Source organism: Xenophilus arseniciresistens (assembly GCF_028023875.1).
Classification (GTDB): domain Bacteria; phylum Pseudomonadota; class Gammaproteobacteria; order Burkholderiales; family Burkholderiaceae_C; genus Xenophilus; species Xenophilus arseniciresistens.
This window is the reverse complement of the sequence record NZ_JAQIPB010000001.1, coordinates 666,948-692,417: the sequence shown is the minus strand read 5'-3', so window position 1 is coordinate 692,417 and position 25,470 is coordinate 666,948. Positions and strand designations below refer to the sequence as shown.

Below are 25,470 nucleotides of genomic sequence, written 5' to 3'. Positions count from 1 at the left end.
GGGGGACTGGCTCATGGTTCAGCCTCCGGTCACTGGGCGGATGATTTCGACTTGATCGCCTTCGTGCAGCAGGTGCGCGGCATGCTGGCTGCGCGGCACGAACTCGCGGTTGACGGCGGCGGCATAGGGCGGCTGGGCGGCCAGCAGGGTCACGGCGTCGGCCACCGTCGCGCCTTCGGCGATCTGGTGGGGCTGGCCATTGATCTGGATGTTCATTCGGGCGTGAAGAGGTTCAGGTTGAATCGTTCGGCCAACGGCGTGCGGGTGCCGGCTCGCGGCGCGGCCAGCTGTTCCAGCGTGGCGTCCAGCATGGCCGGCGAGATCATGAAGCCGTGGCGGTACAGGCCATTGACCTGCAGCATGCGCGGCGCCAGCCAGCGCAGTGCGGGCAGGTTGTCGGGCAGGGTGGGGCGGCTTTGCGTGGCGATCTCGAGGATGCGCGCCTCGGCAAAGCCGGGGTGCACGGCATAGGCCGCGCTCAGCAGCTCCAGCGTGGAGCGCACGCTGGGCGGCGAGAGGTCGTCGCTTTCAATCTCTGTCGCGCCGATGACGAAGAGATGATCGGGCTTGGGCGCGATGTAGATCGGGTAGCGCGGATGCACCAGCCGCGTGGGCCGCGTGAGCGTGACTTCGGGCGCATGCACGCGCGCCACCTCGCCGCGCACGCCGCGCAGCGCATGGCTTGCGGGCCAGTGCGCGCGGGCGCCCAGGCCGCGGCAGTCGATGAGGCGCTCGCCCTCGGCGGGCAGCGCGAAGTCCTCGGGCGCGCGCGGGCTGTGCCAGTGCAGCTGCACGTTGGGCATGGCGGCCAGCGTGCTGTGCAGCGCGGCCAGCAGCGCGCGGTTGTCCAACTGGCCCTCGCCGGGCAGCAGCACGCCGCGTGCAAAGCGCCGCTCCAGCGAAGGCTCCAGCGCCGTCACGGCCTCACCATGAAGCGCCTGCATGGCAGGCAGCGTGGGCTCGGCCGCCTGCGTGCGCGCCAGCGTCTGCGTGAAGCGCGCGGCCTCGGTGGCGTCCTGCCGGTGCCACAGCAGCAGGGTGCCTTCGCGCTGGAAGAACACGGGCGCATCGAGTTGCGCCAGCAGCTCGGGCCAGCGCTCCAGGCCATACTGGCCCATGCGCACCACGGGCAGCGGCGCGATGGCCGATTCGGCCAGCGGCGCCAGCATGGCGGCGGCCACGCGCGCGGCGGCGCCCTGGGCGTCGGGGCCCTGGGCTTCGAACAGCTCCACTTGGCAGCCTGCGCGCGCGAGCTGCAGCGCCAGCAGGCGGCCGATCAGTCCGCCGCCAAGAATGCGCGCGGTGTGGAAGGGAAGGGAAGGGGAACTCAACATGACCAGACGATGACGTGGCCGATAATTTTCCGGCCATGACGACAACAACAACTCCGCCCACCCACGCGCGCTACCTGCGCCTTCTTTCGGTCGCCGGTTCCGACAGCGGGGGCGGCGCCGGCATCCAGGCCGATCTCAAGACCTTTGCCGCGATGGGCTGCTACGGCATGACCGCCATCACGGCGCTGACGGCCCAGAACACGCAGGGCGTGCGCGGCATCCACGCGGTGCCGCCCGACTTTCTGCGCGCGCAGCTTGCGGCCGTGATCGAGGACATCGGCGTCGATGCCGTCAAGCTGGGCATGCTGCACGCGCCCGAGGTGGTGGGCGTGGTGGCCGAGGCCATCGCGCGCTACGGGCTCGACAAGGTGGTGCTGGACCCGGTGATGGTGGCCACCAGCGGCGACCGCCTGATTGCCGAAGAGACCGTTCAGGAACTCGTGCGCCAGCTGTTCCCGCGCGTGGCGCTGATCACGCCCAACCTCGACGAAGCCGCGCTGCTGGTGGGCCACGCCATTGCCGACGCCGACGCACTGGAAGGCGCGGCCGACGAACTGCTGGCCCTGGGCGCGCGCGCCGTGCTGCTCAAGGGCGGCCACCTGCCCGGCGACGAAGTGGTGGACCTGCTGGCCACCGCCGACGGGCAGCGCCAGCGCTTCAGCGCGCCGCGCATTGCCAGCCGCAACCTGCACGGCACGGGCTGCACGCTGTCTTCGGCCATCGCCTGCGGACTGGCGCAGGGCCTGGCGCTGGAGCCGGCCGTGGCCCAGGCACGCGCCTACATCCGCGGCGCCATGCAGGCTGGCGCGCAGGTGCAGATCGGCCAGGGCCACGGGCCGCTCAACCATGGTTTTGCGCCAGTGCCGACGCACCGGCTCCCGGCTGCGTAGCACCGCGGGTCAGCCGCGCCAGCACGAAGGTCAGCGCCAGCGTCGGCAGGGCCGAGCCCCACTGCGGCGCCCATTGCGCGCAGGCGTGGTAGGTGGCGATGCCCAGCAGCCACAGCGCAGCGGCGCTCCACACCACGCGCTCTTTGTTGGCCCCGCTCACGGCCTGGCCCGCGCCCAGCCGGCCCAGGATCACGCCGTACAGCGGCACGAAGACCGAGCTGAGCATCAGCAAGAAGGGCTCGAGCTGGTGCATGGGCAGCACCAGCGCCAGCGCGATGCACGCCGCGGCCAGCAGGAGGCCCCAGTGGCGCACGCTCCAGCGCGGGCGCAGGCTGTGGGCCGAAACCGAGCCCGAATACACATCGCCATAGGCGTTGTCCAGCTCGTCGATCAGGATCAGGCCCAGCGCGATCAGCCCGCCCTGCGCCACCAGCAGCGCCGTGACCAGCGAGCTGCCCGGCTCGGCCGTGCTGACCACCATCACGCCCAGCGCATAGCACCAGATGTTGGCCAGCGCGTAGCCCAGCCAGGTGCCTGCGAAGGCGCCGCCGATTCGGCCCTTGCCGGCGCGCAGGCCATGGCGCGCGTAGTCGGCCACCAGCGGCAGCCATGACACGGGCATCGCGATCACCAGGTCCATCGCGCTGAACAGGCCCATCTGGCCGTTGCCGGGGCGGTTCCAGAAGCCGTCGAAGCCCTGGGCCTGCAGCCTTGCGCCGAACTGCCACGTGAGCCACAGCAGCGAGCACAGCACCAGCGGCAGCCCGAAGCGCGCGACGAACCGGCGCACCAGCGTGACCATCGAACCCGTCAGCAGCGCCAGCAGCACCGCGCCCCACAGCAGGGTGCCCAAGAGTACGCCGCCCCAGCCCGTCAGGTCGAGGCCGAAAGCCTGCTTCGCGATGGCCTGCGTGCCCTCGCGCATCACCACCAGCTCGAAGGTGGTCCAGCCGATCAACTGCACGATGTTCAGCAGCACCGGCAGCCGCGCGAAGGCGCTGCCGTAGGTGGCATGCATCAGGCCCGCGCTGGCCAGACCGCTCTGGCTGCCCAGGCGCGCCGTCCAGGCCAGCAGGCCCGCGCCCACGCAGGAGCCCAGCACGATGGCAAGCACGGCATCGCGCGTGCCCACGGCCGGCACCAGGTAGGCGCCGATCTGCATCACCAGCAGGCCCACGCCCAGGCTGAACCACAGCGACAGGTGGTCGTGCCAGCGGAACACGCGCGCCGCATCGGGCAGCGGCGTGAGCGCCTCGTTGGCGGAGGAAGAAGAGGAAAGGGGTTGTGCCATCCAGATGCTCCAGTGCAAATGAGTGGCAGGTCGGCATCCGGTGGCGGGGCCAGGCGGCTGTCCTTTTTGGAAGCGCCGCGGGGTCGGGCTGAACGGAAAGCTTCCCTGCGCGAGGATTACCTCAGGCCTTCCTCGGAAGAAAGGCGGGACAGGTTCAAAGGGTCTGATCTCAGCCGGGCCGTCTTTTGGACGGCCCAGCACCCCTAGCGAGCGGACTATTGTAAGGAGGGTGGGAAGGGAGGCCGTGGCGATGGCCGCGTTGTGGCTCCCTCTCCCTTTGGGACAGGAGAAAGACCGCCTCAGCCCAGCAGATCGGCCAGCGCGCGCGCCACCACCTTGGTCGCGCGGCGCAGGTCTTCCAGTTCCAGGCGCTCGTCGCTGCGCTTGGCGTGCGATTCGAGCACCGTGCGCGGGCCGGCGCCGTAGATCACGCCCGGGATGCCGTTCTCGACGTACAGGCGCACGTCGGTGTACAGCGGCGTGCCCACGGCCGGGATGGCGGTGCCGAACAGCGCCTGGCCATGCTTTTGCAGCGCATCGACCAGCGGCTGGTTGCCGGCCAGCGGCTTCATGGCGTTGGCCAGCAGCAGGCGGCGGATCTCCACCTGCAGCGCCTTGCCGCCGCGCGGCGGCGCGAAGCTGGCCGCGGCCCTGGCGATGGTCTGGCGGATCGCGGCCTCGACCTGCACCGGTTCTTCCTCGGGGATCATGCGGCGGTCCAGCTTGAGCACCACCTTGCCGGGAATCACGTTGGTGTTGGTGCCGCCCTGGATCAGGCCCACGTTCAGGTAGGGGTGCGTGATGCCCGCAACCTGCGAGCGCACCTGCAGGTAGTCGGTGTTCAGCGCATACAGCGCGTTGAGGATGTGCACGGCGCCCTGCAGCGCGTCGGTGCCGCTGTCGGGGATGGCCGCATGCGCCATCTCGCCCTGCACCGTCACTTCCATCTGCAGGCAGCCGTTGTGGGCCACCACCACTTCGTAGCTGAAGCCGGCGGCGATCATCAGGTCGGGCTTCGTGAGCCCCTTCTTGAGCAGCCAGCCCGGGCCCAGTTCACCGCCGAATTCCTCGTCGTAGGTGAAGTGCAGTTCCACACCGCCCTTCTGCGGCCTGGCCACGGCCTCGAGCGCGCGCACGGCGAAGGTGAAGCTGGCGAAGTCGCTCTTGCTCACGGCGGTGGCGCGGCCGTAGATCTTGCCGTCGGCGATCTCGCCACCGTAGGGCGGACGCGTCCAGCCTTCGCCCGGAGGCACCACGTCGCCATGCGCGTTGAGTGCCACCGTGCGGCCGCCGCTGCCGTAGGGGCGGCGCACGATCAGGTTGGTGATGGACTCCAGGCCGTAGTCCTTCACCTCCTGCGCAGGCACGGCGTGCTTCTCGGCCTCGAAGCCGAAGGCCGCGATCAGCTCGGCCGTGCGCTGCGCATGCGGGGCGTTGTTGCCCGGTGGCGTGTCGGTGGGCACGCGCACCATCTCCTGCAGGAAGCGCACTTCCTCGTCGAAGTGGGCGTCGATCCAGGCGTCGAGCGCGGCGTAGGTGGCGGCGGCGGTGGGGTTGTTGCTCATGGCTGTGGTTCCAGGGCCAGGTTGTCCAGAAGGTGCTGCAGGGCCTGCACGGCCAGCTGCATGTCGTCGCTGGTGCTCGATTCGAGCGGGTTGTGACTGATGCCGCTGTTGAGGCCGCGCACGAAGAGCATGGCCTGGGGCATCACCTCGTGCAGCTTCATGGCGTCGTGGCCGGCGCCGCTGGGCATGCGGAAGACGGGCAGGCCCAGCGATTCGACGGCGCGCTCCCAGCGCTGCTGCCAGGCCGGCGCACTGGGCGCGGCGGCGGCGCGCATGGTCTCTTCGAGCGTGTAACGCAGGCCGCGGCGCTCGCAGATGTCCTTCAGCGCGCCCAGCACGTCGGCCACCACGGCATCGCGCTGCGCGTCGATGGGCGCGCGGATGTCCAGGCTGAACCTGCAGTTGCCCGGCACCACGTTGATGGAGCCGTTGGGCACCTGCAGCATGCCCACCGTGGCCACCGAATCGGCGTCGCGCGCGGCGCGCTGTTCGGCAAAGAGGATCAGCTCGGCCACGGCGCAGGCCGCGTCGCGGCGCCGGTCCATCGGCGTGGTGCCCGCATGGCTGGCCATGCCGATCACCTCGCCCACGAAGCGCACGCTGCCGTTGATGGAGGTGACCACGCCCAGCGGCAGGTCCAGCTCATTGAGCACCGGGCCCTGTTCGATGTGGACCTCGACGAAGCCCAGGTACTTCGACGGATCGCGCTGGATCTTGGGGATGTCTTCGGGCTTCAGGCCCGCGTGCGCCATCGCGGCGCGCATCGTGATGCCGTCGGCGTCCTGCTGGTCCAGCCAGGTCGGGTTGAAGTGGCCGATGAGCGCGCCCGAGCCCAGGAAGGTGGCCTTGTAGCGTTGCCCTTCCTCTTCGGCAAAGCCCACCACCTCGAAGGCGAAGGGCAGGCGGCGGCCCTGGTCCTTGAGCGCCTTCACGCAGGCCATGGGCACGTAGATGCCCAGGCGGCCGTCGTACTTGCCGCCGTTGCGCACGGTGTCGTAGTGCGAGCCGGTGAGCAGGGTCTTCCCGTCCGGGCTCTGGCCTTCATAGCGCCCCACCACATTGCCCACCGCGTCGATGTGCACGCTGTCGAAGCCGATCTCGCGCATGGTCTGCGCGATCTGCGCCGCGGCGGCGCGGTGCGCGTCGGTGAGGTAGGTGACGGTGAGCTGGCCCTGTTCGGCGTAGCCCGGGTCGCTGTGCACGGCCAGTGCCTCCTGCCAGTCCCACACCAGCTCGCCCAGCGCGTTGGCGACGCCGAACTTGTCGTTCAGGCGGATCTCTGCGATGCGATGGATGTTGCGCAGCGCTTCGGCACGCTCGAAATCCGGATGGTGGTGCACGCGGCGCTCGAAGGTGGCGATGATCTCGGCCTTCGTCAGGCCCGTGCCGCGCGGGCCGCGCACGGCCAGGATGAAGGGGAAGCCGAAGCGCGCGTTGTAGTCGGCATTGAGCTGCTGGATGCGCGCAAACTCCTCGGGCGTGCAGTTCGTGAGGCCGGCCTTGTTCTGCTCGTTCGTCGATTCGGCCGTGAGCGACTTTGCGACCATCGCCTTGCCCGCCAGTTCCGGGTGGGCGCGGATCAGGCCCAACTGCTCGTCGACGGTGGCCGCGGCCAGCGCCTGCACCAGCGCATGCTTCAAGTGCGCCAGCGAGCGGAAGGGCCGCGTGTCGAGCGCGCGCTGCGCGATCCACGGTGAATGCTCGTACACGCCGTCGAGCAGGGTGATTGCGTCCTGCGGCGTGGCGGCGTTGAGCTGATCCAGGGTCAGGGAAGGCATCTCTATGTCCTTTGTCTCAAGCGGTGAACGGATGCACCTGCTTCCAGTGGCGCGCGAGGTCCACGCGGCGGCAGACCCACACGTCGGCATGCGCCTGAATGTGATCAAGGAAGCGCTGCAGCGCCGTGATGCGGCCGGGCCGGCCCAGCAGGCGGCAGTGCATGCCGATGCTCATCATCTTGGGCCGGTCCAGTCCGGCCGGATCCCCTTCTGCGTACAGTGCGTCGAAGCTGTCCTTCATGTACTGGAAGAAGGGGTCGGCATGCGAATAGCCCTGCGGCAGCGAAAAGCGCATGTCGTTGCAGTCCAGCGTGTAGGGCACGATCAGCTGCGGCGCCACGCTGCCGTCGCTCTTTTGCACCTGCATCCAGAAGGGCAGGTCGTCGCCGTAGTAGTCGCTGTCGTACTCGAAGCCGCCCCAGTCGGCCACCAGGCGGCGCGTGCGCGGGCTGTCGCGGCCCGTGTACCAGCCCAGCGCGCGCTGGCCCGTGAGCTGCTCGATGGCCTCCATACCGAGGCGCATATGTTCGCGCTCGGTCGCTTCGTCGATGCTCTGGTAGTGAATCCAGCGCCAGCCATGGCACGCGATCTCGTGCCCCAGTTCCGTGAAGGCCGCCGTCAGCTCGGGGTGGCGCTGCAGCGCCATGCCCACGCCGAACACGGTCAGCGGCAGGCCGCGCTTCTCGAACTCGCGCAGGATGCGCCACACGCCCGCGCGCGAGCCGTATTCGTAGATGCCGTCCATGCTCACATGGCGGTCGGGGAAGCTGGCCGGGTTGAACATCTCCGACAGGAACTGCTCCGAGCCCGCATCCCCGTGCAGCACATGGTTCTCGCCGCCTTCCTCGTAGTTCAGCACGAACTGCACCGCCACGCGCGCGCCGCCGGGCCAGCGCGCATGGGGCACGTCGCGGCCGTAGCCGATCAGGTCGCGGTAGTAGGGCTGGGTGCTGTCGTAGGTCTGGGCCATGGTGCGATGGACAAACGGGAGTGCGGGAATTGCGCGGGGTTGCGAAGACGGCCGGCCTTCTCAGGAAAGCGCCAGCGCGATGTCGCTGGTAGGCACCGGCCGGTCGAAGGTGAGGTTGGCTTCCACATGCAGCAGGTGCTCGGTCATCAGGCGCACGGCGCGCTCCTCGTCGCGGGCGGCCAGGGCCTTCACGATGTCGGCATGCTCGTCGTTGGAATGGGCGGCCTCGGTGGCGCTCTGGTACATCAGCGTGATCAGTGCGCAGCGCGAGATCAGCTCGCCCAGCATCTGCGCCAGTACCTGGTTGCCCATGAGTTCGGCCATGCGCACGTGGAAGTCGCCCAGCAGCTCGGTGCGCTCGGAAACGTCTTCGCCGGCCACCGCGGCCTTTTCCTGTGCCACGTGTTCGCGCAGGGCCTTCAGGCGCGCGGGCGTGACGGTGCGCACGAACTCGCGCGTCATCGCCACCTCGAGCATGCGCCGCACGGCGAAGACCTGACGCGCCTCGTCGGCCGAAGGCGTGGCCACGAAGGCGCCGCGCGCAGGCTCCAGGCGGATCAGGCGGTTCTGCGAAAGCTGGAACAGTGCTTGCCTCACCAAGGTGCGCGAGACGCCGAAGTGGTCCGCCAGCTTCTGTTCGGCCAGCTTGGCGCCGGGCTGCAGGCGATGCTCCACGATGGCCCGGGTCAGGGCCTGGACGATCGCGTGGGTGGACGTGGACTCCATGAATTCATGATAGTCCCGGCCCCAGATTTTCTATACACTTTTGTGGACGATGCGTCGGAGGCCCTGTGCCCGGACGCCGCAGCAACCAACGAGGACAACGCCCATGGGATTGAGCACCCACGTGCTGGACACGATGCATGGAACACCCGCCGCCGGCATGGCCGTGGCGCTGTACACCACCGCCGCAGACGGGCAGGCCACGCTGGTGCGCCGCTTCACGCTCAACGCCGACGGGCGCAGCGACGGCCCGCTCTACGACAACGCGAGCCTGCGCGTGGGCACGTACAGGCTGGTCTTCGACGTGGCGGGCTACTTCAAGGCCCGCGGCGTGTCGCTGCCCGAGCCCAACTTCCTGAACCAGGTGGCGCTGGACTTCGGCGTGGCGCACACCGACCAGCACTACCACGTGCCGCTGCTGGTGAGCCCCTGGAGCTATTCGACCTACCGCGGCTCATGAGCGCGCGCGGGGCCGGGCCCGGCCCGGCCGGCCGCTGCTCACTCCTGCAGTTGGCCCTCGGTCAGCGTGTCGAGCTGGAAGCGGCCGCTCTTGTCCCACAGCCAGGTGTCGGTCCACACCACGCCATTGCGGCCGGGCGGGGCCGGGAAGGGCGCGTCGGCGCGCACCATGCGCTCGATTTCGCGCACCACCTCGGGCGCATGGCTGGGCGCGCGCAGCCAGTTCAGCCGGCGCACGCCGCCGTCACTGTCCAGCGTGACCTGCAGCGTGCCGATGGCGTAGAGCAGCGGCGGCAACTTGCCGGCGTAGATGCGCGAGGCGTGCCGCTGGTAGATGTGGCGCGCCGCGCTCTGGCGGTAGGCGCGGGCGGCAGCCGAATTGGCGTCGGGCGCCGGGGCCGGCGCGCGGGTGCCGCAGCCGGCCAGCCAGGTGGCGGCCGCGGCCAGGGGCAGCGCCAGGGCGCTGCGACGCACGAAGGAAGCGGGTGCATGGAAGGTTCGCATGCGCTCAGTTATACCCGTGGCCCGACCCTCCTGGAGGCAGCCGATGCTCGATGAACTGCTCAGCCGCCTGCTGCGCGAAGCGGGTGTGCTCGTGCGCGTGCATGCCACGCAGGGCTCGGCGCCGCGCGAGGCCGGCACCTGGATGGCCGTGTGGCGCGAGGGGCTGACCGGCACCATCGGCGGCGGGCAGCTCGAGTTCCAGGCCATCGCGGCGGCGCGCGCCTTGCTCGATGCGCCGCCGCAGCCCGGCGACGACGCGCCGGTGCGCTACCCCCTGGGCCCCAGCCTGGGGCAGTGCTGCGGCGGCGTGGTGCATCTGCGCTTTCAGCGCATCGCGGCTGCAGATATCGAAGCCCTGCGCCATGAACTGACCCCGCCACTGCAACCCGTGGCCCTGTTCGGCGGCGGCCACGTGGGCGCCGCCCTGGCCCGGTTGCTGGCGGGCCTGCCCTATGCCGTGCGCTGGATCGACAGCCGCGACGGCGTCTTTCCCGCGGCGCTGCCGGCCCGGGTGCAGACCGAGCACAGCGAGCCTGTACAGGATGCCGTGGCGCAGCTGGCGCCGCACTCGCAGGTGCTGATCATGAGCTTCAGCCATGCCGAAGACCTGGACATCGTGATCGCCTGCCTCCGGCGCCTGCGCGAGAAGGGCGACCTGCCCTACGTGGGCCTGATCGGCAGCAAGACCAAGTGGGCCACCTTCCGCCACCGGCTCGAGGCGCGCGGCTTCAGCGCGGATGAACTGGCGCGCATCACCTGCCCCATCGGCATTCCCGGCATCACGGGCAAGGAGCCCGAGGTGATCGCCGTGGCGGTGGCGGCACAGTTGTTGCTCCAACGCCCGGCGACCGAGGGTTAACCGCAGGCACGCGGCGCTTCCGCCATGTTGGTGGAGTCCCTCAAACTGTATACACTTCGGTCCACAAACAGTGCCGCAGCGGAGCGAGAGGTGTCCCCACGACACCGGCGTTCGCGGCCCATTCTGCTTACAGCGCCCGCGGTGGTGAGCAGGCACCAAGGATGATCTTCACGAATCCTCGCGCCGTGTGCATCTGCGGTCTCGGGCGATCTGCGTCGTTGCAAATGCTCGCAATAGCTTGGGCTATTGCTGCGCTTTGCGCCTCGCAGCTCATCCCGATCCGCAGCGCACACTTTCCGCTCGATTCGTGAAGAGCATCCCTAACCTTGGTCTGACCATGGACAGCTACCTTCTCGACTGGGCCAACCTGCTGCTGCGCTGGGTGCACGTCATCACCGCCATCGCCTGGATCGGCGCATCCTTCTACTTCGTGATGCTGGACTCCAGCCTGGAGAAACCCCAGGACCAGGAGTCGCTGGACAAGGGCGTGGGCGGCGAACTCTGGGCCGTGCACGGCGGCGGTTTCTACAACAGCCAGAAGTACCTGCTCTCGCCCAAGAAGCTGCCTGAGCACCTGCACTGGTCGTACTGGGAAAGCTACTCCACCTGGCTCTCGGGTTTTGCGCTGTTCACGGTCTCCTACCTCTGGAACGCCAGCAGCTACCTGATCGACAAGAGCAAGATGGACTGGCAGCCCGGCGCGGCCATCGGCGTGGCGCTGGCCTTCTTCGTCGTGTTCTGGATGGTCTACGACGCCATCTGCCAGATCTTTGGCCGCCGCAAGAACGGCGACACCATCGTGGGTGTACTGGTGGCGCTGACGGTGGCCTTCGCCGCCTGGCTGGCCTGCCAGTGGTTCGCGGGCCGCGCGGCCTTCCTGCTGGTGGGCGCGATGATGGCCACGGCCATGAGCGCCAATGTGTTCTTCTGGATCATCCCGGGCCAGCGCAAGAACGTGAAGGCGCTGCGCGAGGGCCGGCCGGTCGATCCGGTGCACGGCATCCGCGGCAAGCAGCGCAGTGTGCACAACACCTACTTCACGCTGCCGGTGCTGTTCGCGATGCTGAGCAACCACTACAGCTTCACCTACATGCACGAGCACAACTGGATCGTGCTGCTGCTGATCATGCTGGCTGGCGCCGGCATCCGCCAGTTCTTCGTGCTGCGCCACCGCTGGAAGCTGGGCCAGGTGCGCAACCCCATCGGCTACGCACTGATCGGCGTGGCGGTGCTGGGCCTGACGATCCTGTGGATGAAGCCGGCCCCCGTGGCGGCGCCCGCGCCCGGCGCCGCCGCCGTCGCGCCCGTCGCCTTTGCCGACGTGCAGAAGGTGCTGGAACAGCGCTGCTACCTGTGCCACGGCGCCACGGTGCAGCAAAAGAGCGTGCGGCTGGACCAGCCCGGCGAAGTGGCCCGCCATGCGCAGGGCATTGCGCAGCAGGTCAGCACCAAGGTCATGCCGCTGGGCAATGCCACGCAGATGACCGAGGACGAGCGTGCGCTGATCGGCCGCTGGTTCAAGGAAGGCGCGAAGACGCAGTAGAGGGCGCAGCAGCGCGCCACAATGGACGCCGTGTCCAACACCAAGCACGGATCGGAGTCCTTCGCGCATGCTCAGTCACGCCGTTCAATACGTGGGCGATGCCTACGACCACAGCACCCCGCTGGGCCCGATCGATGGGGCCGGCTTCAAGGCCGCCATCGACGACTTTCCCTGGGCCGCCCAGCATGCGCAGTGGGACAAGGCGCAGGAGGGCCCGCTGCCCTGCCTGATCCTGCGCGCCGAGGTGGACCAGCGCGAGCTCTGGGTCACGGCGCTGGGCGGCGAGCCGGGCGATGCCTACCAGCTGCAGTCGGTGAGCATTCAGATGCGCAAGAGCCTGTTCGGCAAACCCAAGGCGCAGCACGACGCCACCGCCTTCGACGTGGACGACCGCGCCACGGTGGACCAGCTGATCGACCTCTTTGCCAGTGCCAGCTATGCACAGCTGGATGCGCAGGTGCAGCGACTCGCGCGCGAGTCCGACTGAGCGCACCGCCGCAGGCACCCGCGGCTGCGCTGCCGTCGTACGCCCTCGCGGGCATGTGATGATGCGGCGCTGCGCCCGCGCACCCGCGCCTGCCGATGGTGCAGGCGGGTGAAGGCGCCCTTGATTTCAGACCCCATGAGTGAGCACGGAGACCGAACAATGATGGCATCGACGCTGCCGGCGCCCCAGCCGCAGGATGACCCGCGCGCCTTTCTGGCGCATCTGTACCAGGCCGCGGTCACGCGCGCGCTGCCGCTGGCCAACATGGGCGCGCACCTGCCGCCGCCGCCCAGGGGCCGCACCTTGGTGCTCGGCGCGGGCAAGGCCGGCGGCTCGATGGCGCAGGCGCTCGAAGCGCTGTGGCCGGCCGACGCGCCGCTCGAAGGGCTGGTGGTCACGCGCTACGGCCACATCCCGCCGCGGCCCGAGGGGCTCAGGCAGCGCATCGAGGTGGTGGAAGCCGCCCACCCCGTGCCCGACGCGGCCGGCCTGCGCGCGGCCGAGCGCATCCTGGCGCTGACCGAGGGCCTCACGGCCGACGACCTGGTGCTGTGCCTGATCTCGGGCGGCGGCTCGGCGCTGCTCACCCTGCCGGCCGAGGGCCTGACGCTGGAAGACAAGCAGCGCATCAACAAGCAACTGCTCGAATCGGGCGCCCACATCGGCGAGATGAACTGCGTGCGCAAGCACCTCTCGCGCATCAAGGGCGGGCGCCTGGCCGCGGCCTGCGCGCCGGCCCGCGTGCTCACGCTCACCATCAGCGACGTGCCCGGCGACGACCCGGCCGTCATCGCCAGCGGCCCCACCGTGCCCGACGCCAGCACATGCGCCGACGCGCTGGCCATCCTCGATCGCTACCGCATCGAGCTGCCGCCCGCCGTGCGCGCGCAGTTGCAAAGCGGCGCGCTGGAAACGCCCAAGCCTGACGAGCCCGTGTTTGCGGGCCAGCAGGTGGCACTGATCGCCACGCCGCAGCAATCGCTGGAAGCTGCGGCCGAGGCCGCGCGCGCCGCCGGCATCGAGGCCCACATCCTCAGCGACGAGATCGAAGGCGAATCGCGCGAAGTGGGCAAGGTGCATGGCGCACTGGCGCGCGCCGTGGCGCTGCGCGGCGCGCCTTTTGCGCGGCCCTGCGTCATCCTTTCGGGCGGCGAGACCACGGTCACCGTGCGCCCGCGCCCGGCCGGCTCGCCCAAGGGCCGCGGCGGGCGGGCCGGCGAGTTCTGCCTGGGCCTGGCCGGTGCGCTGGCCGGCCAGCCCGGCGTGTGGGCCCTGGCCGCCGACACCGACGGCATCGACGGCGTGGAAGACAACGCCGGCGCCCGCGTCACGCCCGACACGCTGGCGCGCGCACAGGCCGCGGGCCGCAAGCTGGCCGAGCACCTGGACCGCAATGACGCCTATGGCTATTTCGATGCCATCGGTGACCTGGTGCTGACCGGCCCCACGCACACCAACGTCAACGACTTCCGGGCCCTGCTGATTCTTTGAGCGCGCCGGGCGCTGGCGCAACAATTGCTGAGCGAAAAAAGCCCTGCGCGGGCGAGATGCCGGGAAAACCCGTGGCTTTCATACCCGCGCTTGCATAGGCACTATGACCAGTGCGGTATGTCGGGCTGCGCCAAAGCCAGGACCATCGCCGGATGAATCCGCCAGAAGGGCGCCTGGCCCTCGGCGCGCCGACCCACGAGCACAGCAGAACATGAGCACAAGTCCAGCAGCCAGCTTGGCCGCCCCCCCTGAAGCAAGCGCGCAGCCGGTGCGCTTTTTCCATCGCGGCCAGGTGGTGGAGGTGCAGGGCGCCCATCCCACGCGTTCCGTGCTCGACTGGCTGCGCGAGGACGCGCGCTGCACCGGCACCAAGGAAGGCTGCAACGAAGGCGATTGCGGTGCCTGCACCGTGGTCATCGGCAGCCTCGACGAGCAAGGCGCCACGCCCGGCCTGACGCTGCAGACGGTCAACGCCTGCATCCAGTTCCTGCCCACCCTGCAGGGCAAGGCGCTGTTCACGGTCGAAGACCTGCAGCCCATGGCGCGCCGCTGCGGCGCGGCGCCCGAAGCCGACGCCCTGCACCCGGTGCAGCAGGCCCTGGTCGAGTGCCATGGCTCCCAGTGCGGCTTCTGCACGCCGGGCTTTGCGATGTCGCTGTGGTCCAGCTACGAAAAGCACCAGCGCGCGGGCAGCCTGCCCACGCGCCAGCAGCTGGCCGACGACCTGTCGGGCAACCTGTGCCGCTGCACGGGCTACCGGCCCATCCTCGATGCCGGCCAGCGCATGTTCGACCTGCCTGCGGCGCCGCTCGATGCGCAGCCCGTGATCGCGGCGCTGCAGGGCTTGCGCCAGAGCGGCTCAGGCTCTTTTCACTACGCGGCGCCCGCGCGCGGCATCGGCGTGGCTGGCCGCACCGACCGCTTCTGGGCCCCGCGCACGCTGGACGAACTGGCCAGCCTGCGCCTGCAGCACCCCGAGGCCCGGCTGCTGGCCGGCTCCACCGACATCGGCCTGTGGGTCAACAAGCAGTTCCGCGACGTGGGCGACCTGATCCATGTGGGCGAGGTGGCGCAGCTGCAGCAGGTGGCCGACGAGGGCGACGTGCTGCGCATCGGCGCCGGCGCCTCGCTCGAAGCCGCCTGGCGCGCGCTGGTGCAGCGTGCGCCCAGCCTGCAGGACGTGTGGCTGCGCTTCGCCTCGCCGCCCATCCGCAATGCCGGCACCATGGGCGGCAACGTGGCCAATGGCTCGCCGATCGGCGATTCGCCGCCGATCCTGATGGCGCTGGACGCGCAGATCGAACTGCGCCGCGGTGATGCAGTGCGCCGCATGCCGCTGACGGACTTCTACCTGGACTACATGAAGAACGCGCTGCAGCCAGGCGAGTTCGTGCAGGCCCTGCGGGTGCCGCATGCGGCCTTTGCGCGGCAGCTGCGCGGCTACAAGATCAGCAAGCGTTTTGACTGCGACATCTCGGCCCTGTGCGCGGGTTTTGCCATCGAGCTGGATGGCGAGACCGTGCGCAGCGTGCGCCTGGCCTACGGCGGCATGGCCGCGACCGTCAAGCGCGCCGCGCAGGCCGAAGCCGCGCTGGTGGGCCAGCCCTGGACCGAGGCCACGGTGCGCGCCGCGCAGCAGGCCCTGGCACAGGACTTCAAGCCGCTGTCGGACATGCGTGCCAGCGCGGCCTACCGGCTGCAGGTGGCGCAGAACCTGCTGCTTCGCCTGTGGCTGGAGACGCGGCCCGCCGATGCGCTGCCCGCCAGCGCCACCAGCGTGTTCAGCGTGATGCCGCATCAGGCCGCCTGAAGGAGTTGCCGCAATGAACAAACCCCTTTCCCCCGACCTGCTGCAAAGCGCAGAAGCCTTTGCCGACTACCGCCGCAACCAGTCGGTGCGCGTGGACGATGCTGCCGAGGCCAAAGCCCATGCGGGCGGCGCGCGCGTGGGCATCAGCCGGCCGCATGAATCGGCCGCGCTGCATGTGGCCGGTGCCGCCCCCTACATCGACGACCTGCCCGAGCTGGCCGGCACCCTGCATGCGGCGCTGGGCCTGTCGCCCGTGGCCGCGGGCCGGCTGCTCGGCGTGGACGTGGCCGCGCTGCGCGCCCTGCCCGACGTGGTGGACGTGCTCGTGGCGGCCGACGTGCCGGGCAGCAACGATTGCGGCTCCATCGTGCATGACGACCCGATCCTGTGCGCGGGCGAGATCCGCTTCATGGGCCAGCCGCTGTTCGCCGTGATCGCGCGCAACCGCCAGGCCGCGCGCCGCGCCGCCGCGCGCGCCAGGGACATGGTGCGCGTGGAAGCCGGCACGCCCGTGCTCACGCAGCGCGAGGCGCATGCCCAGGGCCGGTACGTGGTGCCGCCCATGCACCTGGTGCGCAGCGCCGGCACCAACACGCATGGCGCCGCGGCCCAGCCCGCGGTGCAGGCCGCCATCGCCGCCGCGCCGCACCGCCTCAAGGGCAGCCTTGAAGTGGGCGGGCAGGAGCAGTTCTATCTGGAAGGGCAGATCAGCTACGCCATCCCGCGCGAAGGCGGCGGCATGCATGTGCACTGCTCCACCCAGCACCCGAGCGAGATGCAGCACCTGGTGGCGCATGCGCTGGGCGTGCGCTCGCATGCGGTGCAGGTGGAGTGCAGGCGCATGGGCGGCGGCTTTGGCGGCAAGGAGTCGCAGTCGGGCCTGTTCGCGTGCGTGGCCGCCATTGCCGCGCGGCGCCTGGGCCGCCCGGTGAAGCTGCGGCTGGACCGCGACGACGACTTCATGATCACCGGCCGGCGCCACTGCTTCAGCTACGACTGGGAAGTGGGCTACGACGACGCCGGCCGCGTGCTGGGCGCGAAGATCGACATGATCTCGCGCGCGGGCCATTCGGCCGACCTGTCGGGCCCGGTGATGACGCGCGCGCTGTGCCACTTCGACAACGCCTACTGGCTGCCCGAAGTGGCCATGCACGGCTACTCGGGCAAGACCAACACGCAGAGCAACACGGCCTTCCGTGGCTTCGGCGGCCCGCAGGGTGCGATCGCCATCGAAAGCATCCTGGACAGCATCGCGCGCGAGCGCGGGCTGGACGCACTCGACGTGCGGCAGGCCAACTTCTACGGCACCGCGCAGAACAACGTCACGCCCTACCTGCAGACCGTGCAGGACAACATCGCCGCGCCGCTGGTGGAGCAGCTGGCCGCCAGCAGCGACTACCGCGCGCGCCGCGCGGCGGCAGCCGCCTTCAACGCCGGCAGCCCCGTGCTCAAGCGCGGCATCGCGCTCACGCCGGTCAAGTTCGGCATCAGCTTCAACGTCAAGCACTTCAACCAGGCCGGCGCGCTGGTGCATGTCTACACCGACGGCTCCATCCTCGTGAACCATGGTGGCACCGAGATGGGGCAGGGCCTGAACACCAAGGTGGCGCAGGTGGTGGCGCATGAACTGGGCGTGGCCTTCGACCGCGTGCGCGTGACGGCGACGGACACGACCAAGGTGGCCAACACCTCGGCCACGGCCGCGTCCACGGGCGCCGACCTCAACGGCAAGGCCGCGCAGGACGCGGCGCGCCAGATCCGCGAGCGGCTGGCCGCCTGCGCGGCGGCGCGCCATGGCGGCACGGCCAGCGAGGTGCGCTTCGCCAACGACAAGGTGCAGGTGGGCGGCCGCGAGCTGGGCTTCGACGTGGTGGTGGGCGAGGCCTACCTCGACCAGGTGCAGCTGTGGTCCGATGGCTTCTACGCCACGCCCGGCCTTTCGTGGGACCGCGACACCATGACCGGCCGCCCCTTCTACTACTTCGCCTATGGCGCCGCCGTGAGCGAGGTGATCATCGACACGCTGACCGGCGAATGGAAGCTGCTGCGCGCCGACGTGCTGCACGACGTGGGCCGCTCGCTGAACCCCGCGGTGGACATCGGCCAGGTGGAGGGCGCCTTCATCCAGGGCATGGGCTGGCTCACCACTGAAGAGCTGGTGTGGCACCCGCAAAGCGGCAAGCTCATGACGCACGCCCCCAGCACCTACAAGATCCCCACGGCCAACGATTGCCCGCCGGTGTTCAACGTGCGCCTGTATGAAGGCGACAACGTCGAGGACTCCATCCACCGCAGCAAGGCCGTGGGCGAGCCGCCGCTGCTGCTGCCCTTCTCGGTCTTCTTCGCGATCCGCGATGCGGTTTCGGCCGCGGGCGGGCACCGCGTCGATCCGCCGCTGGCGGCACCGGCGACCAGCGAATCCATCCTGCGCGCGCTGGGCGCCGTGCAGGCGAGCGGGGGCCGCGCCGGTGCCTGATGCGCCGCCGCAGGCGCCCATGGGCAAGCCGCGCAGCGCGGCGCCGCTGGAGCGAATCGACCTGCACCTGATTCGCGTGCTGCACACGGTGCTGACCGAGCGCAGCGTCTCGCGCGCGGCGATCCGCCTGGGCACGCACCAGCCGGCCGTCTCGGCCGCGCTCAAGCGGCTGCGCACGCTCACCGGCGACGCGCTGCTGGTGCGCTCGGGCGCAGGCATGGTGCCCACCGAAGTGGCGCTGGCCATGGTGGAGCCGGCCGCCGCCATCCTGCGCGCGGCGCAGATGCTGTTCACCGACGCGCGCGGCTTCGAGCCGCAGACCGCCGAGCACAGCTTCCGCATCGCCGCCAGCGACTACCTGGACCCGTTGTTCCTGCCCGCGCTGGTGTCGGAAATCAAGCGCCAGGCGCCGCTGTCGCGCATCGAGATCCATCCGCTGTCGGCCGAATCGGACTACCACGCGCACCTGGCGCAGGGCGACGTGGACCTGGTGATCGGCAACTGGCTGCAGCCGCCGGGCGACTTGCACCTGGCGCGGCTGTTCGGCGACGAGGTGGTTTCATTGGTCAGCCGCGACCACCCGGCCGTGCGCCGCGGCTGGGACGTGAAGACCTGGCTGGCGGCCGAGCACATCGCGCCCATGCCCACGCACCCGGGCGCGCGCGGCGTGATCGAGCAGATGCTCGACGCGCAGGGTCTGCAGCGCAACATCAGCACGCGCTGCGCGCACTTCGGGCTGATCCCGGGCATGGTGGCCTCGAGCCTGCTGGTGCTGACCACGGGCCGCCAGTACTGCGAGCGCGTGGCCCAGCACCTGCCGGTGGTGATCCTGGACTGCCCGGTGGAGCTGCCGCGGCTGATGTACTACCAGCTCTGGCATGCGCGCAGCCATGCCTCCAGCGCCGGCCAGTGGCTGCGCGCGCGCACCAAGGAGGTGGCAGCCGCGCTGCGACCGCCGCCGCGCGAGACCCCGGGGCCTGGCTGAGCCCTGCGGCGCGCCCGCCTTCCCCTTTCCGACAACAACAGCAGAGAAAGAGACAAACCCATGAACTGGACCGAACGCGTGTTCAAGCTGAAGGAGCACGGCACCAGCGTGCGCACGGAGCTGGTGGCAGGCCTGACCACCTTCCTGACGATGGCCTACATCATCTTCGTCAACCCCTCGATCCTGGGCGATGCGGGCATGCCCAAGGACGCGGTCTTCGTCGCCACCTGCCTGATCGCGGCGCTGGGCACCACCATCATGGGCCTGTACGCCAACTACCCCATCGCGCTGGCGCCGGGCATGGGCCTGAACGCCTACTTCGCCTACGTGGTGGTGCTGCAGATGGGCTTCACCTGGCAGGCGGCGCTGGGCGCGGTGTTCGTCTCGGGCTGCCTGTTCCTGGCCGTCACGCTGTTCGGCCTGCGCGGGTTGATCATCCGCGGCATTCCGCATTCGCTGCGCTATGCCATCACGGTGGGCATCGGGCTGTTCCTGGCGCTGATCGCGCTCAAGAGCGCGGGCATCGTGGCTGCATCGCCCGCCACCTACGTGACCCTGGGCGACTTGCACCAGCCGCCCGTGGTGCTGGCCGTGCTGGGCTTCGTGCTGATCGTGGTGCTGGACAAGTGGCGCGTGCCCGGTGCCATCCTGATCGGCATCGTGGCCGTCACGGTGGCTTCCTTCTTCTTTGCCGGCAACACCTTCCGCGGCGTGTTCTCGGCCCCGCCGTCCATCGCGCCCACCTTCCTGCAGCTGGACATCCAGACCGCGCTCTCGCACGGGCTCCTGAGCGTGATCCTGGTGTTCTTCCTGGTCGAGCTGTTCGACGCCACCGGCACCCTGATGGGCGTGGCCAAGCGCGCGGGCCTGCTGGTGCCGGGCAAGATGGACCGGCTCAACAAATCGCTGATGGCCGACAGCGGCGCCATCTTTGCCGGCGCGCTGCTGGGTACTTCCAGCACCACGGCCTATGTGGAAAGCGCCGCGGGCGTGCAGGCCGGCGGGCGCACGGGCCTGACGGCGCTGACGGTGGCGGTGCTGTTTTTGGCCTGCCTGTTCATCTCGCCGCTGGCCGGCGTGGTGCCGGCCTACGCCACGGCCCCGGCGCTGCTCTTCGTGGCCTGCCTGATGCTGCGCGACCTGACCGAACTGGACTGGGACGACACCACCGAGGTGATCCCCGCCGCGGTCACGGCCCTGGCCATGCCCTTCACCTATTCGATCGCCAATGGCCTGGCCTTCGGTTTCATCACCTATGGCGTGCTGAAACTGCTGACGGGCAAGGCCAACGATGTGCACTGGATGGTGTGGTTCATCGGCGGCCTGTTCCTGTTCAAGTTCATCTACATCGGCGGGCATTGACGCCGCCCCCGGGGAAGGGGCGGTGCGGGCCCGGCGCTTGCTTGGTGCTGAGCCTGCACGAGGCGGCGAGAATGCCGCCCGAATTTGTCCGAAAAAAGAACCAGAGCGACGACCGAAGGCCAGCATTCATGTCCCATCCCCGACTCCAGCTCACGGGCATCACCAAGCGCTACCCCTTAGTGGTGGCCAACAGCGAGGTGTCGCTGACGGTGATGCCTGGCCAGGCCCATGCCGTGCTCGGCGAAAACGGCGCCGGCAAGTCCACGCTGATGAAGATCATCTACGGCTCCGTCAAGCCCGACGAGGGCAGCGTCCTGGTGGACGGGCGGGCCGTGAGCATCCGCAACCCGCAGGAGGCGCGGCAGCTGGGCATCAGCATGGTGTTCCAGCATTTCAGCCTGTTCGACACGCTGACGGTGGCCGAGAACGTGTGGCTGGGCCTGGACAAGCACCTCTCGCTGGCGGAGGTCACGCGCCGCATCAGCACCAAGGCTGCCGACTACGGCCTGCACATCGACCCCGCGCGCCCCGTGCACACCTTGTCGGTGGGCGAGATGCAGCGCGTGGAGATCATCCGCGCGCTGCTGACCGACCCCAAGCTGCTGATCCTGGACGAGCCCACCTCGGTGCTGACGCCGCAGGCCGTGGACAAGCTCTTCGTCGTGTTGCGCCAGCTCGTGGCCGAGGGCTGCTCCATCCTCTACATCAGCCACAAGCTGCATGAGATCCGCGCGCTGTGCTCGGCCTGCACGGTGCTGCGCGGCGGCAAGGTCACGGGCGTGTGCGACCCGCGCGAGGAAAGCAACGAATCGCTGTCGCGCCTGATGATCGGCGCCGAGCCGCCACCGCTGACGCACCGGCCGCAACAGCTGGGCGCGGTGGCGCTGCAGGTGCAGGGGCTCAGCCTGGCGCGCGAGGACCAGTTCGGCGTGGACATCGAACAGCTCGCGCTGGAAGTGCGTGCGGGCGAGGTGGTGGGCATCGCGGGCGTCTCGGGCAACGGCCAGAAGGAGCTGCTGTACGCGCTCTCTGGCGAAGACGTGCGCGCCGCACCCGATGCCATCCGCCTCTTCGGCCAGAACGCGGGCCGGCTGCGGCCGCGCGCGCGGCGCCGGCTGGGCCTGCATTTCGTGCCCGAGGAGCGGCTGGGCCGCGGCGCCGTGCCCACGCTGGCGCTGGCGCACAACCTCCTGCTCACGCGCGACGACGCGGTGGGCCGCGGCGGCTGGCTGCGCATGGGCGCGCTGGAAAAGCAGGCCGCCTCCATCATCGAGCGCTTCAAGGTCAAGGCCGGCGGGCCGCAGGCGGCGGCGCGTTCGCTTTCGGGCGGCAACCTGCAGAAGTTCATCGTGGGCCGCGAGATCGATGCTGCGCCGAAGCTGTTCATCGTCTCGCAGCCCACCTGGGGTGTGGATGTGGGCGCGGCGGCCCTGATCCGCGCCGAGATCCTGGCGCTGCGCGACGCGGGCTGCGCGGTGCTGGTGGTCAGTGAGGAGCTGGACGAATTGTTCGAGATCAGTGACCGCATGCATGTGCTGGCCAAGGGGCGGCTGTCGCCCTCCATCGCGCGGGCTGCGGCCACGGTGGCGCAGATCGGGGAATGGATGAGCGGGCTGTGGCCCGGGGCGGCGGCGCCCCTGGCCGCCGAAGGCGCCAAGGAGGTGCAGCATGCTGCGGCTTGAACCCCGCCCCCAGCTCTCGCGCTTCTGGAGCTATGCCTCGCCGCTGCTGGCGCTGGCCATCACCGTGCTGATTGGCGTGGCGCTGTTCGCCGCGCTCGGCAAGGACCCGGTGCGCGGCCTGCAGGTCTTCTTCTGGGAGCCCATCAAGAGCGGCTACGCCATCGGCGAGCTGCTGGTCAAGGCCACGCCCCTGCTCATCATCGCGCTGGGCCTGGCCGTGTGCTTCCGCTCGAACGTCTGGAACATCGGTGCCGAAGGGCAGTTCGTGGTCGGCGCCATCGCGGCCGGCAGCGTGGCGCTGCTGGCCGACAAGAGCACGGGGCCGTGGATCGTGCCCGTGATCCTGATGGCCGGCGTGCTGGGCGGCATGGTGTGGGCCGGCCTCGTGGCCTGGCTGCGCGACGTGTGCAATGCCAACGAGATCCTGGTCAGCCTGATGCTGGTCTATGTGGCCACGCTGACGCTGGTGTATCTGGTCACCGGGCCGCTGAAGGACCCGATGGGCTACAACTTCCCGCAGAGCAAGACCTTCGAGGCCGTCACGCAGATCCCGCGGCTGGTGAAGGGCTCGCGCGTGAGCATCGGTGCGCTGATCGCGCTGGCCGGCGTGGCGCTGCTGTGGGTGTTTCTGTTTCGCACCCGCGCGGGCTTTGCGCAGCAGGTGGGCGGGCTGGCGCCGGCGGCGGCGCGCTACGCGGGCTTTTCGGCCCGGCGCGCGCTGTGGACGGCGTTGCTGGTCTCGGGCGGCGCGGCCGGCCTGGCCGGCGCGCTGGAAGTGGCCGGCCCCATCGGCCAGCTCACGCCCTACGTGCCCGCGGGCTACGGCTTCGCGGCCATCATCGTGGCCTTCGTGGGGCGCCTGCACCCGGTGGGCATGGTCTTCTCGGCCCTGCTGATGAGCATGTTCTACATCGGCGGCGAGCTCGCGCAGTCGCGCCTGGGCCTGCCCAAGTCGCTCACGGCCGTGTTCCAGGGCCTGCTGCTGTTCTCGCTGCTGGCCTGCGACACGCTGGTGGCCTATCGCATTCGCCGCCAGGCGGCGCGGACTTCCACGCCCAACGCCCAACGCCCCACGCTCAACGCGCAGAACTGACATGGACAGCTACGCACTCCTTCTGGCTTCGATGCTCAGCGCCGGCACGGTGCTGGCCATCGCCGCGCTGGGCCTGCTGATCAACGAAAAAGCCGGCATCGTGAACCTGGGCGCCGAGGGCATGATGCTGTGCGCCGCCATCGCGGGCTTTGCCGCTTATGTACACACGCACAACCCCTGGCTGGGCTTCCTGGCCGGCGCCGCGGCCGGCGCCGTGCTGGCGGCGCTGTTTGGCGTGCTGGTGATCTGGCTCAACACGAACCAGTACGCCACGGGCCTGGCACTGTCGCTGTTCGGCGTGGGCTTCTCGGCTTTTGTGGGCATCAACTACGTGCAGGCCAAGGTGCCGGGCGGCTTCAGCTATGCGCTGCCGGTGCTGGGCGACATTCCCTGGCTGGGCGTGGCGCTGTTTCGCCACCACCCGCTGGTCTATGGCGCGGTGCTGCTGGCCATCGGGCTGGTCTGGTTCCTCTACCGCACGCGCGCGGGGCTGGTGCTGCGCTCGGTGGGCGAATCGCCCGAATCGGCCCATGCGCTGGGCTACCCGGTGCGGCGCATCCGCCTGATGGCCGTGGTGGCCGGCGGGGCGCTGTGTGGCGTGGCGGGCGCCTTCCTGTCGGTCAGCTACACCGGCCTGTGGGTGGAGAACATGGTGGCCGGCCGCGGCTGGATCGCGCTGGCCCTGACCACCTTCGCCACCTGGCGCCCGGCGCGCGTGCTGCTGGGTGCCTACCTGTTCGGCGGTGTCACGCAGCTGGCCTTCCACTTGCAGAGCGTGGGCGTGCACGTGCCCAGCCAGGTGCTGGCCATGATGCCCTACCTGGCCACCATCGTGGTGCTGGCGCTGATCTCGCGCAACCCGGCCTTCATCCGCGTGAACATGCCTGCGTCCATCGGGAAACCCTTCTACCCGGGCTCATAATTGCGGGCGATTTTTTCCGCCAACTCCCTTCTCCTTCCTCTTCCTTTTTCAAGGACTTCGCTGATGACCGAACTGAACAAGCGCTCCCTGCTCAAGCTTGCGGCCCTGACCGCCGTGGCGTCTGCCGCCCTGATCGGCTGCGGCAAGAAGGAAGAGGCCGCTGCGCCCGCCGCCGCCCCGGCACCGGCACCCACGGCCGCTGCGCCCGCCCCGGCGGCTGCACCGCTGGAAATCGCCTTTGCCTATGTGGGCCCGGTGGGCGACGGCGGCTGGACCTTCGCGCACGACAACGGCCGCAAGGCGCTGGAAGCCGAGTTCGGCGACAAGATCAAGACCACCTTTGTCGAAAGCGTGCCCGAATCGGCTGACGCCGAGCGCGTGTTCCGCGACTTCGCCAGCCAGGGCAAGAAGCTGATCTTCGGCACCACCTTCGGCTACATGGAGCCCATGCTCAAGGTGGCGAACGACAACAAGGAAATCAGGTTCGAGCACGCCACCGGCTACAAGACGGCCGAGAACATGCGCACCTACGACAGCCGCACCTACGAAGGCGCGTACATGGCCGGCATCATCGCGGGCGCGATGACCAAGTCCAACAAGCTGGGCGTGGTGGGCTCGGTGCCGATCCCCGAAGTGCTGCGCAACATCAACAGCTTCACGCTGGGCGCGCAGTCGGTGAACCCCAAGATCACGACCAGCGTGGTGTGGGTCAACGAATGGTTCAGCCCGCCGAAGGAAACCGAAGCCGCCACCGCGCTGCTCAACGGCGGCGCCGACGTGCTGTTCCAGAACACCGACTCGCCGGCCGTGCTCAAGACCGCGCAGGAGCGCGGCGCCCGCGCCTTCGGCTGGGACAGCGACATGACCGCCTACGGCCCCAAGGCCCACCTGGGCTCGGCCATCATCAACTGGGGCCCGTACTACATCAAGGCCACCAAGGAAGCGCTGGAAGGCACCTGGACCACGGGCCAGACCTGGTGGGGCGTGAAGGAAGGCGCGATCGACATGGTCTCCATCGCCGAGGACGTGCCGGCCGAAACCAAGGCCAAGGTCGAGGAAGTGAAGGCCGGCCTCAAGGCTGGCACCTACAACATCTGGAAGGGCCCGCTGGTGGGCCAGGACGGCAAGGAGATCCTCGCCGCCGGCGCCGTGGCCGACGACAAGTTCCTCTCGGGTGTGAACTTCTACATCAAGGGCGTGGAAGGCAAGGTGCCGGGCAAGAACTGATCTTCAGTTCAGGCAGTGC

22 protein-coding genes are annotated in these 25,470 nt (G+C 69.6%); 14 read left to right on the top strand and 8 right to left on the bottom strand.

Going from position 1 to position 25,470, the window contains the following annotated elements:
* Positions 1–18: 18 nt before the first annotated feature.
* Both thiS and PGB34_RS02960 read right to left on the bottom strand, forming a co-directional pair.
* Entirely contained in the window at positions 19–216 is a 198-nt protein-coding gene (gene thiS, locus PGB34_RS02965) for a sulfur carrier protein ThiS (RefSeq protein ID WP_271426575.1), read from the bottom strand.
* A complete protein-coding gene (locus PGB34_RS02960; RefSeq protein ID WP_271426574.1) occupies positions 213–1,334 on the bottom strand; it encodes an FAD-dependent oxidoreductase in 1,122 nt (373 codons plus the stop codon). The genes thiS and PGB34_RS02960 overlap by 4 nt, the downstream gene beginning before the upstream one ends.
* Positions 1,335–1,369: 35 nt before the next feature.
* Here PGB34_RS02960 and thiD point away from each other — a divergent pair, with 35 nt between their 5' ends.
* On the top strand, positions 1,370–2,224 hold the full coding sequence (thiD, locus tag PGB34_RS02955) for a bifunctional hydroxymethylpyrimidine kinase/phosphomethylpyrimidine kinase (protein ID WP_271426892.1): 855 nt from the start codon (positions 1,370–1,372) through the stop codon (positions 2,222–2,224).
* Here the strand turns inward: thiD and PGB34_RS02950 are convergent.
* From PGB34_RS02950 to PGB34_RS02930, 5 genes are all read right to left on the bottom strand, one after another.
* Positions 2,175–3,515: a purine-cytosine permease family protein gene (locus PGB34_RS02950; RefSeq protein WP_271426573.1), complete on the bottom strand. Its 1,341-nt coding sequence runs from the start codon at positions 3,513–3,515 to the stop codon at positions 2,175–2,177. The two genes, thiD and PGB34_RS02950, sit on opposite strands and share 50 nt — an antisense overlap.
* Before the next feature lie 299 nt (positions 3,516–3,814).
* Entirely contained in the window at positions 3,815–5,080 is a 1,266-nt protein-coding gene (locus PGB34_RS02945) for a M20 family metallopeptidase (RefSeq protein WP_271426572.1), read from the bottom strand.
* A complete protein-coding gene (uraD, locus tag PGB34_RS02940) occupies positions 5,077–6,858 on the bottom strand; it encodes a 2-oxo-4-hydroxy-4-carboxy-5-ureidoimidazoline decarboxylase (protein ID WP_271426571.1) in 1,782 nt (593 codons plus the stop codon). Before uraD ends, PGB34_RS02945 begins: the two co-directional genes overlap by 4 nt.
* A gap of 16 nt (positions 6,859–6,874) precedes the next feature.
* A complete protein-coding gene (gene puuE / locus PGB34_RS02935) occupies positions 6,875–7,828 on the bottom strand; it encodes an allantoinase PuuE (protein ID WP_271426570.1) in 954 nt (317 codons plus the stop codon).
* A gap of 60 nt (positions 7,829–7,888) precedes the next feature.
* Complete coding sequence (locus tag PGB34_RS02930) at positions 7,889–8,554, bottom strand: GntR family transcriptional regulator (protein ID WP_271426569.1); 666 nt, start codon at positions 8,552–8,554, stop codon at positions 7,889–7,891.
* 103 nt (positions 8,555–8,657) lie between these two features.
* On the opposite strand from PGB34_RS02930, the gene uraH reads away from it, so the two are divergent.
* Positions 8,658–9,011 carry a hydroxyisourate hydrolase gene (gene uraH / locus PGB34_RS02925; protein ID WP_271426568.1) on the top strand — a complete coding sequence of 118 codons (354 nt, stop codon included), beginning with the start codon at positions 8,658–8,660 and terminating at the stop codon, positions 9,009–9,011.
* Positions 9,012–9,049: 38 nt separating this feature from the next.
* Here uraH and PGB34_RS02920 read toward each other — a convergent pair whose 3' ends face one another.
* Positions 9,050–9,514 carry a hypothetical protein gene (locus PGB34_RS02920; protein WP_271426567.1) on the bottom strand — a complete coding sequence of 155 codons (465 nt, stop codon included), beginning with the start codon at positions 9,512–9,514 and terminating at the stop codon, positions 9,050–9,052.
* Positions 9,515–9,557: 43 nt separating this feature from the next.
* Here PGB34_RS02920 and xdhC point away from each other — a divergent pair, with 43 nt between their 5' ends.
* From xdhC to PGB34_RS02860, 12 genes are all read left to right on the top strand, one after another.
* On the top strand, positions 9,558–10,373 hold the full coding sequence (gene xdhC / locus PGB34_RS02915) for a xanthine dehydrogenase accessory protein XdhC (RefSeq protein WP_271426566.1): 816 nt from the start codon (positions 9,558–9,560) through the stop codon (positions 10,371–10,373).
* A gap of 337 nt (positions 10,374–10,710) precedes the next feature.
* Positions 10,711–11,916, top strand: coding sequence for a urate hydroxylase PuuD (locus PGB34_RS02910; RefSeq protein ID WP_271426565.1), 1,206 nt, complete (start codon positions 10,711–10,713; stop codon positions 11,914–11,916).
* Positions 11,917–11,983: 67 nt separating this feature from the next.
* The gene (locus PGB34_RS02905) at positions 11,984–12,403 is read left to right on the top strand and encodes a hypothetical protein (RefSeq protein ID WP_271426564.1); all 420 of its coding nucleotides are present in this window, start codon (positions 11,984–11,986) and stop codon (positions 12,401–12,403) included.
* 159 nt (positions 12,404–12,562) lie between these two features.
* Positions 12,563–13,894, top strand: a complete 1,332-nt coding sequence (locus PGB34_RS02900; RefSeq protein ID WP_271426563.1) for a glycerate kinase type-2 family protein — start codon at positions 12,563–12,565, stop codon at positions 13,892–13,894.
* A gap of 211 nt (positions 13,895–14,105) precedes the next feature.
* On the top strand, positions 14,106–15,704 hold the full coding sequence (gene xdhA / locus PGB34_RS02895) for a xanthine dehydrogenase small subunit (protein ID WP_408647817.1): 1,599 nt from the start codon (positions 14,106–14,108) through the stop codon (positions 15,702–15,704).
* 13 nt (positions 15,705–15,717) lie between these two features.
* On the top strand, positions 15,718–18,180 hold the full coding sequence (xdhB, locus tag PGB34_RS02890; RefSeq protein WP_271426561.1) for a xanthine dehydrogenase molybdopterin binding subunit: 2,463 nt from the start codon (positions 15,718–15,720) through the stop codon (positions 18,178–18,180).
* Positions 18,181–18,199: 19 nt separating this feature from the next.
* Entirely contained in the window at positions 18,200–19,165 is a 966-nt protein-coding gene (locus tag PGB34_RS02885) for a LysR family transcriptional regulator (protein ID WP_271426560.1), read from the top strand.
* Positions 19,166–19,225: 60 nt separating this feature from the next.
* Positions 19,226–20,527, top strand: coding sequence for an NCS2 family permease (locus PGB34_RS02880; protein ID WP_271426559.1), 1,302 nt, complete (start codon positions 19,226–19,228; stop codon positions 20,525–20,527).
* 128 nt (positions 20,528–20,655) lie between these two features.
* Positions 20,656–22,209, top strand: coding sequence for an ABC transporter ATP-binding protein (locus PGB34_RS02875; RefSeq protein WP_271426558.1), 1,554 nt, complete (start codon positions 20,656–20,658; stop codon positions 22,207–22,209).
* Positions 22,196–23,302, top strand: coding sequence for an ABC transporter permease (locus tag PGB34_RS02870; protein ID WP_271426557.1), 1,107 nt, complete (start codon positions 22,196–22,198; stop codon positions 23,300–23,302). The genes PGB34_RS02875 and PGB34_RS02870 overlap by 14 nt, the downstream gene beginning before the upstream one ends.
* A 1-nt stretch (position 23,303) precedes the next feature.
* Positions 23,304–24,224, top strand: coding sequence for an ABC transporter permease (locus tag PGB34_RS02865; RefSeq protein ID WP_271426556.1), 921 nt, complete (start codon positions 23,304–23,306; stop codon positions 24,222–24,224).
* A gap of 63 nt (positions 24,225–24,287) precedes the next feature.
* Positions 24,288–25,451 carry a BMP family ABC transporter substrate-binding protein gene (locus PGB34_RS02860; RefSeq protein WP_271426555.1) on the top strand — a complete coding sequence of 388 codons (1,164 nt, stop codon included), beginning with the start codon at positions 24,288–24,290 and terminating at the stop codon, positions 25,449–25,451.
* The last annotated feature ends 19 nt before the right edge of the window (positions 25,452–25,470 follow it).

Bases quoted from the DNA above. Each gene is read 5' to 3' on its own strand.
- thiS (WP_271426575.1), bottom strand. From the start codon at position 216: ATGAACATCCAGATCAATGGCCAGCCCCACCAGATCGCCGAAGGCGCG.
- PGB34_RS02960 (WP_271426574.1), bottom strand. From the start codon at position 1,334: ATGTTGAGTTCCCCTTCCCTTCCCTTCCACACCGCGCGCATTCTTGGC.
- thiD (WP_271426892.1), top strand. From the start codon at position 1,370: ATGACGACAACAACAACTCCGCCCACCCACGCGCGCTACCTGCGCCTT.
- PGB34_RS02950 (WP_271426573.1), bottom strand. From the start codon at position 3,515: ATGGCACAACCCCTTTCCTCTTCTTCCTCCGCCAACGAGGCGCTCACG.
- PGB34_RS02945 (WP_271426572.1), bottom strand. From the start codon at position 5,080: ATGAGCAACAACCCCACCGCCGCCGCCACCTACGCCGCGCTCGACGCC.
- uraD (WP_271426571.1), bottom strand. From the start codon at position 6,858: ATGCCTTCCCTGACCCTGGATCAGCTCAACGCCGCCACGCCGCAGGAC.
- puuE (WP_271426570.1), bottom strand. From the start codon at position 7,828: ATGGCCCAGACCTACGACAGCACCCAGCCCTACTACCGCGACCTGATC.
- PGB34_RS02930 (WP_271426569.1), bottom strand. From the start codon at position 8,554: ATGGAGTCCACGTCCACCCACGCGATCGTCCAGGCCCTGACCCGGGCC.
- uraH (WP_271426568.1), top strand. From the start codon at position 8,658: ATGGGATTGAGCACCCACGTGCTGGACACGATGCATGGAACACCCGCC.
- PGB34_RS02920 (WP_271426567.1), bottom strand. From the start codon at position 9,514: ATGCGAACCTTCCATGCACCCGCTTCCTTCGTGCGTCGCAGCGCCCTG.
- xdhC (WP_271426566.1), top strand. From the start codon at position 9,558: ATGCTCGATGAACTGCTCAGCCGCCTGCTGCGCGAAGCGGGTGTGCTC.
- PGB34_RS02910 (WP_271426565.1), top strand. From the start codon at position 10,711: ATGGACAGCTACCTTCTCGACTGGGCCAACCTGCTGCTGCGCTGGGTG.
- PGB34_RS02905 (WP_271426564.1), top strand. From the start codon at position 11,984: ATGCTCAGTCACGCCGTTCAATACGTGGGCGATGCCTACGACCACAGC.
- PGB34_RS02900 (WP_271426563.1), top strand. From the start codon at position 12,563: ATGATGGCATCGACGCTGCCGGCGCCCCAGCCGCAGGATGACCCGCGC.
- xdhA (WP_408647817.1), top strand. From the start codon at position 14,106: ATGAGCACAAGTCCAGCAGCCAGCTTGGCCGCCCCCCCTGAAGCAAGC.
- xdhB (WP_271426561.1), top strand. From the start codon at position 15,718: ATGAACAAACCCCTTTCCCCCGACCTGCTGCAAAGCGCAGAAGCCTTT.
- PGB34_RS02885 (WP_271426560.1), top strand. From the start codon at position 18,200: ATGGGCAAGCCGCGCAGCGCGGCGCCGCTGGAGCGAATCGACCTGCAC.
- PGB34_RS02880 (WP_271426559.1), top strand. From the start codon at position 19,226: ATGAACTGGACCGAACGCGTGTTCAAGCTGAAGGAGCACGGCACCAGC.
- PGB34_RS02875 (WP_271426558.1), top strand. From the start codon at position 20,656: ATGTCCCATCCCCGACTCCAGCTCACGGGCATCACCAAGCGCTACCCC.
- PGB34_RS02870 (WP_271426557.1), top strand. From the start codon at position 22,196: ATGCTGCGGCTTGAACCCCGCCCCCAGCTCTCGCGCTTCTGGAGCTAT.
- PGB34_RS02865 (WP_271426556.1), top strand. From the start codon at position 23,304: ATGGACAGCTACGCACTCCTTCTGGCTTCGATGCTCAGCGCCGGCACG.
- PGB34_RS02860 (WP_271426555.1), top strand. From the start codon at position 24,288: ATGACCGAACTGAACAAGCGCTCCCTGCTCAAGCTTGCGGCCCTGACC.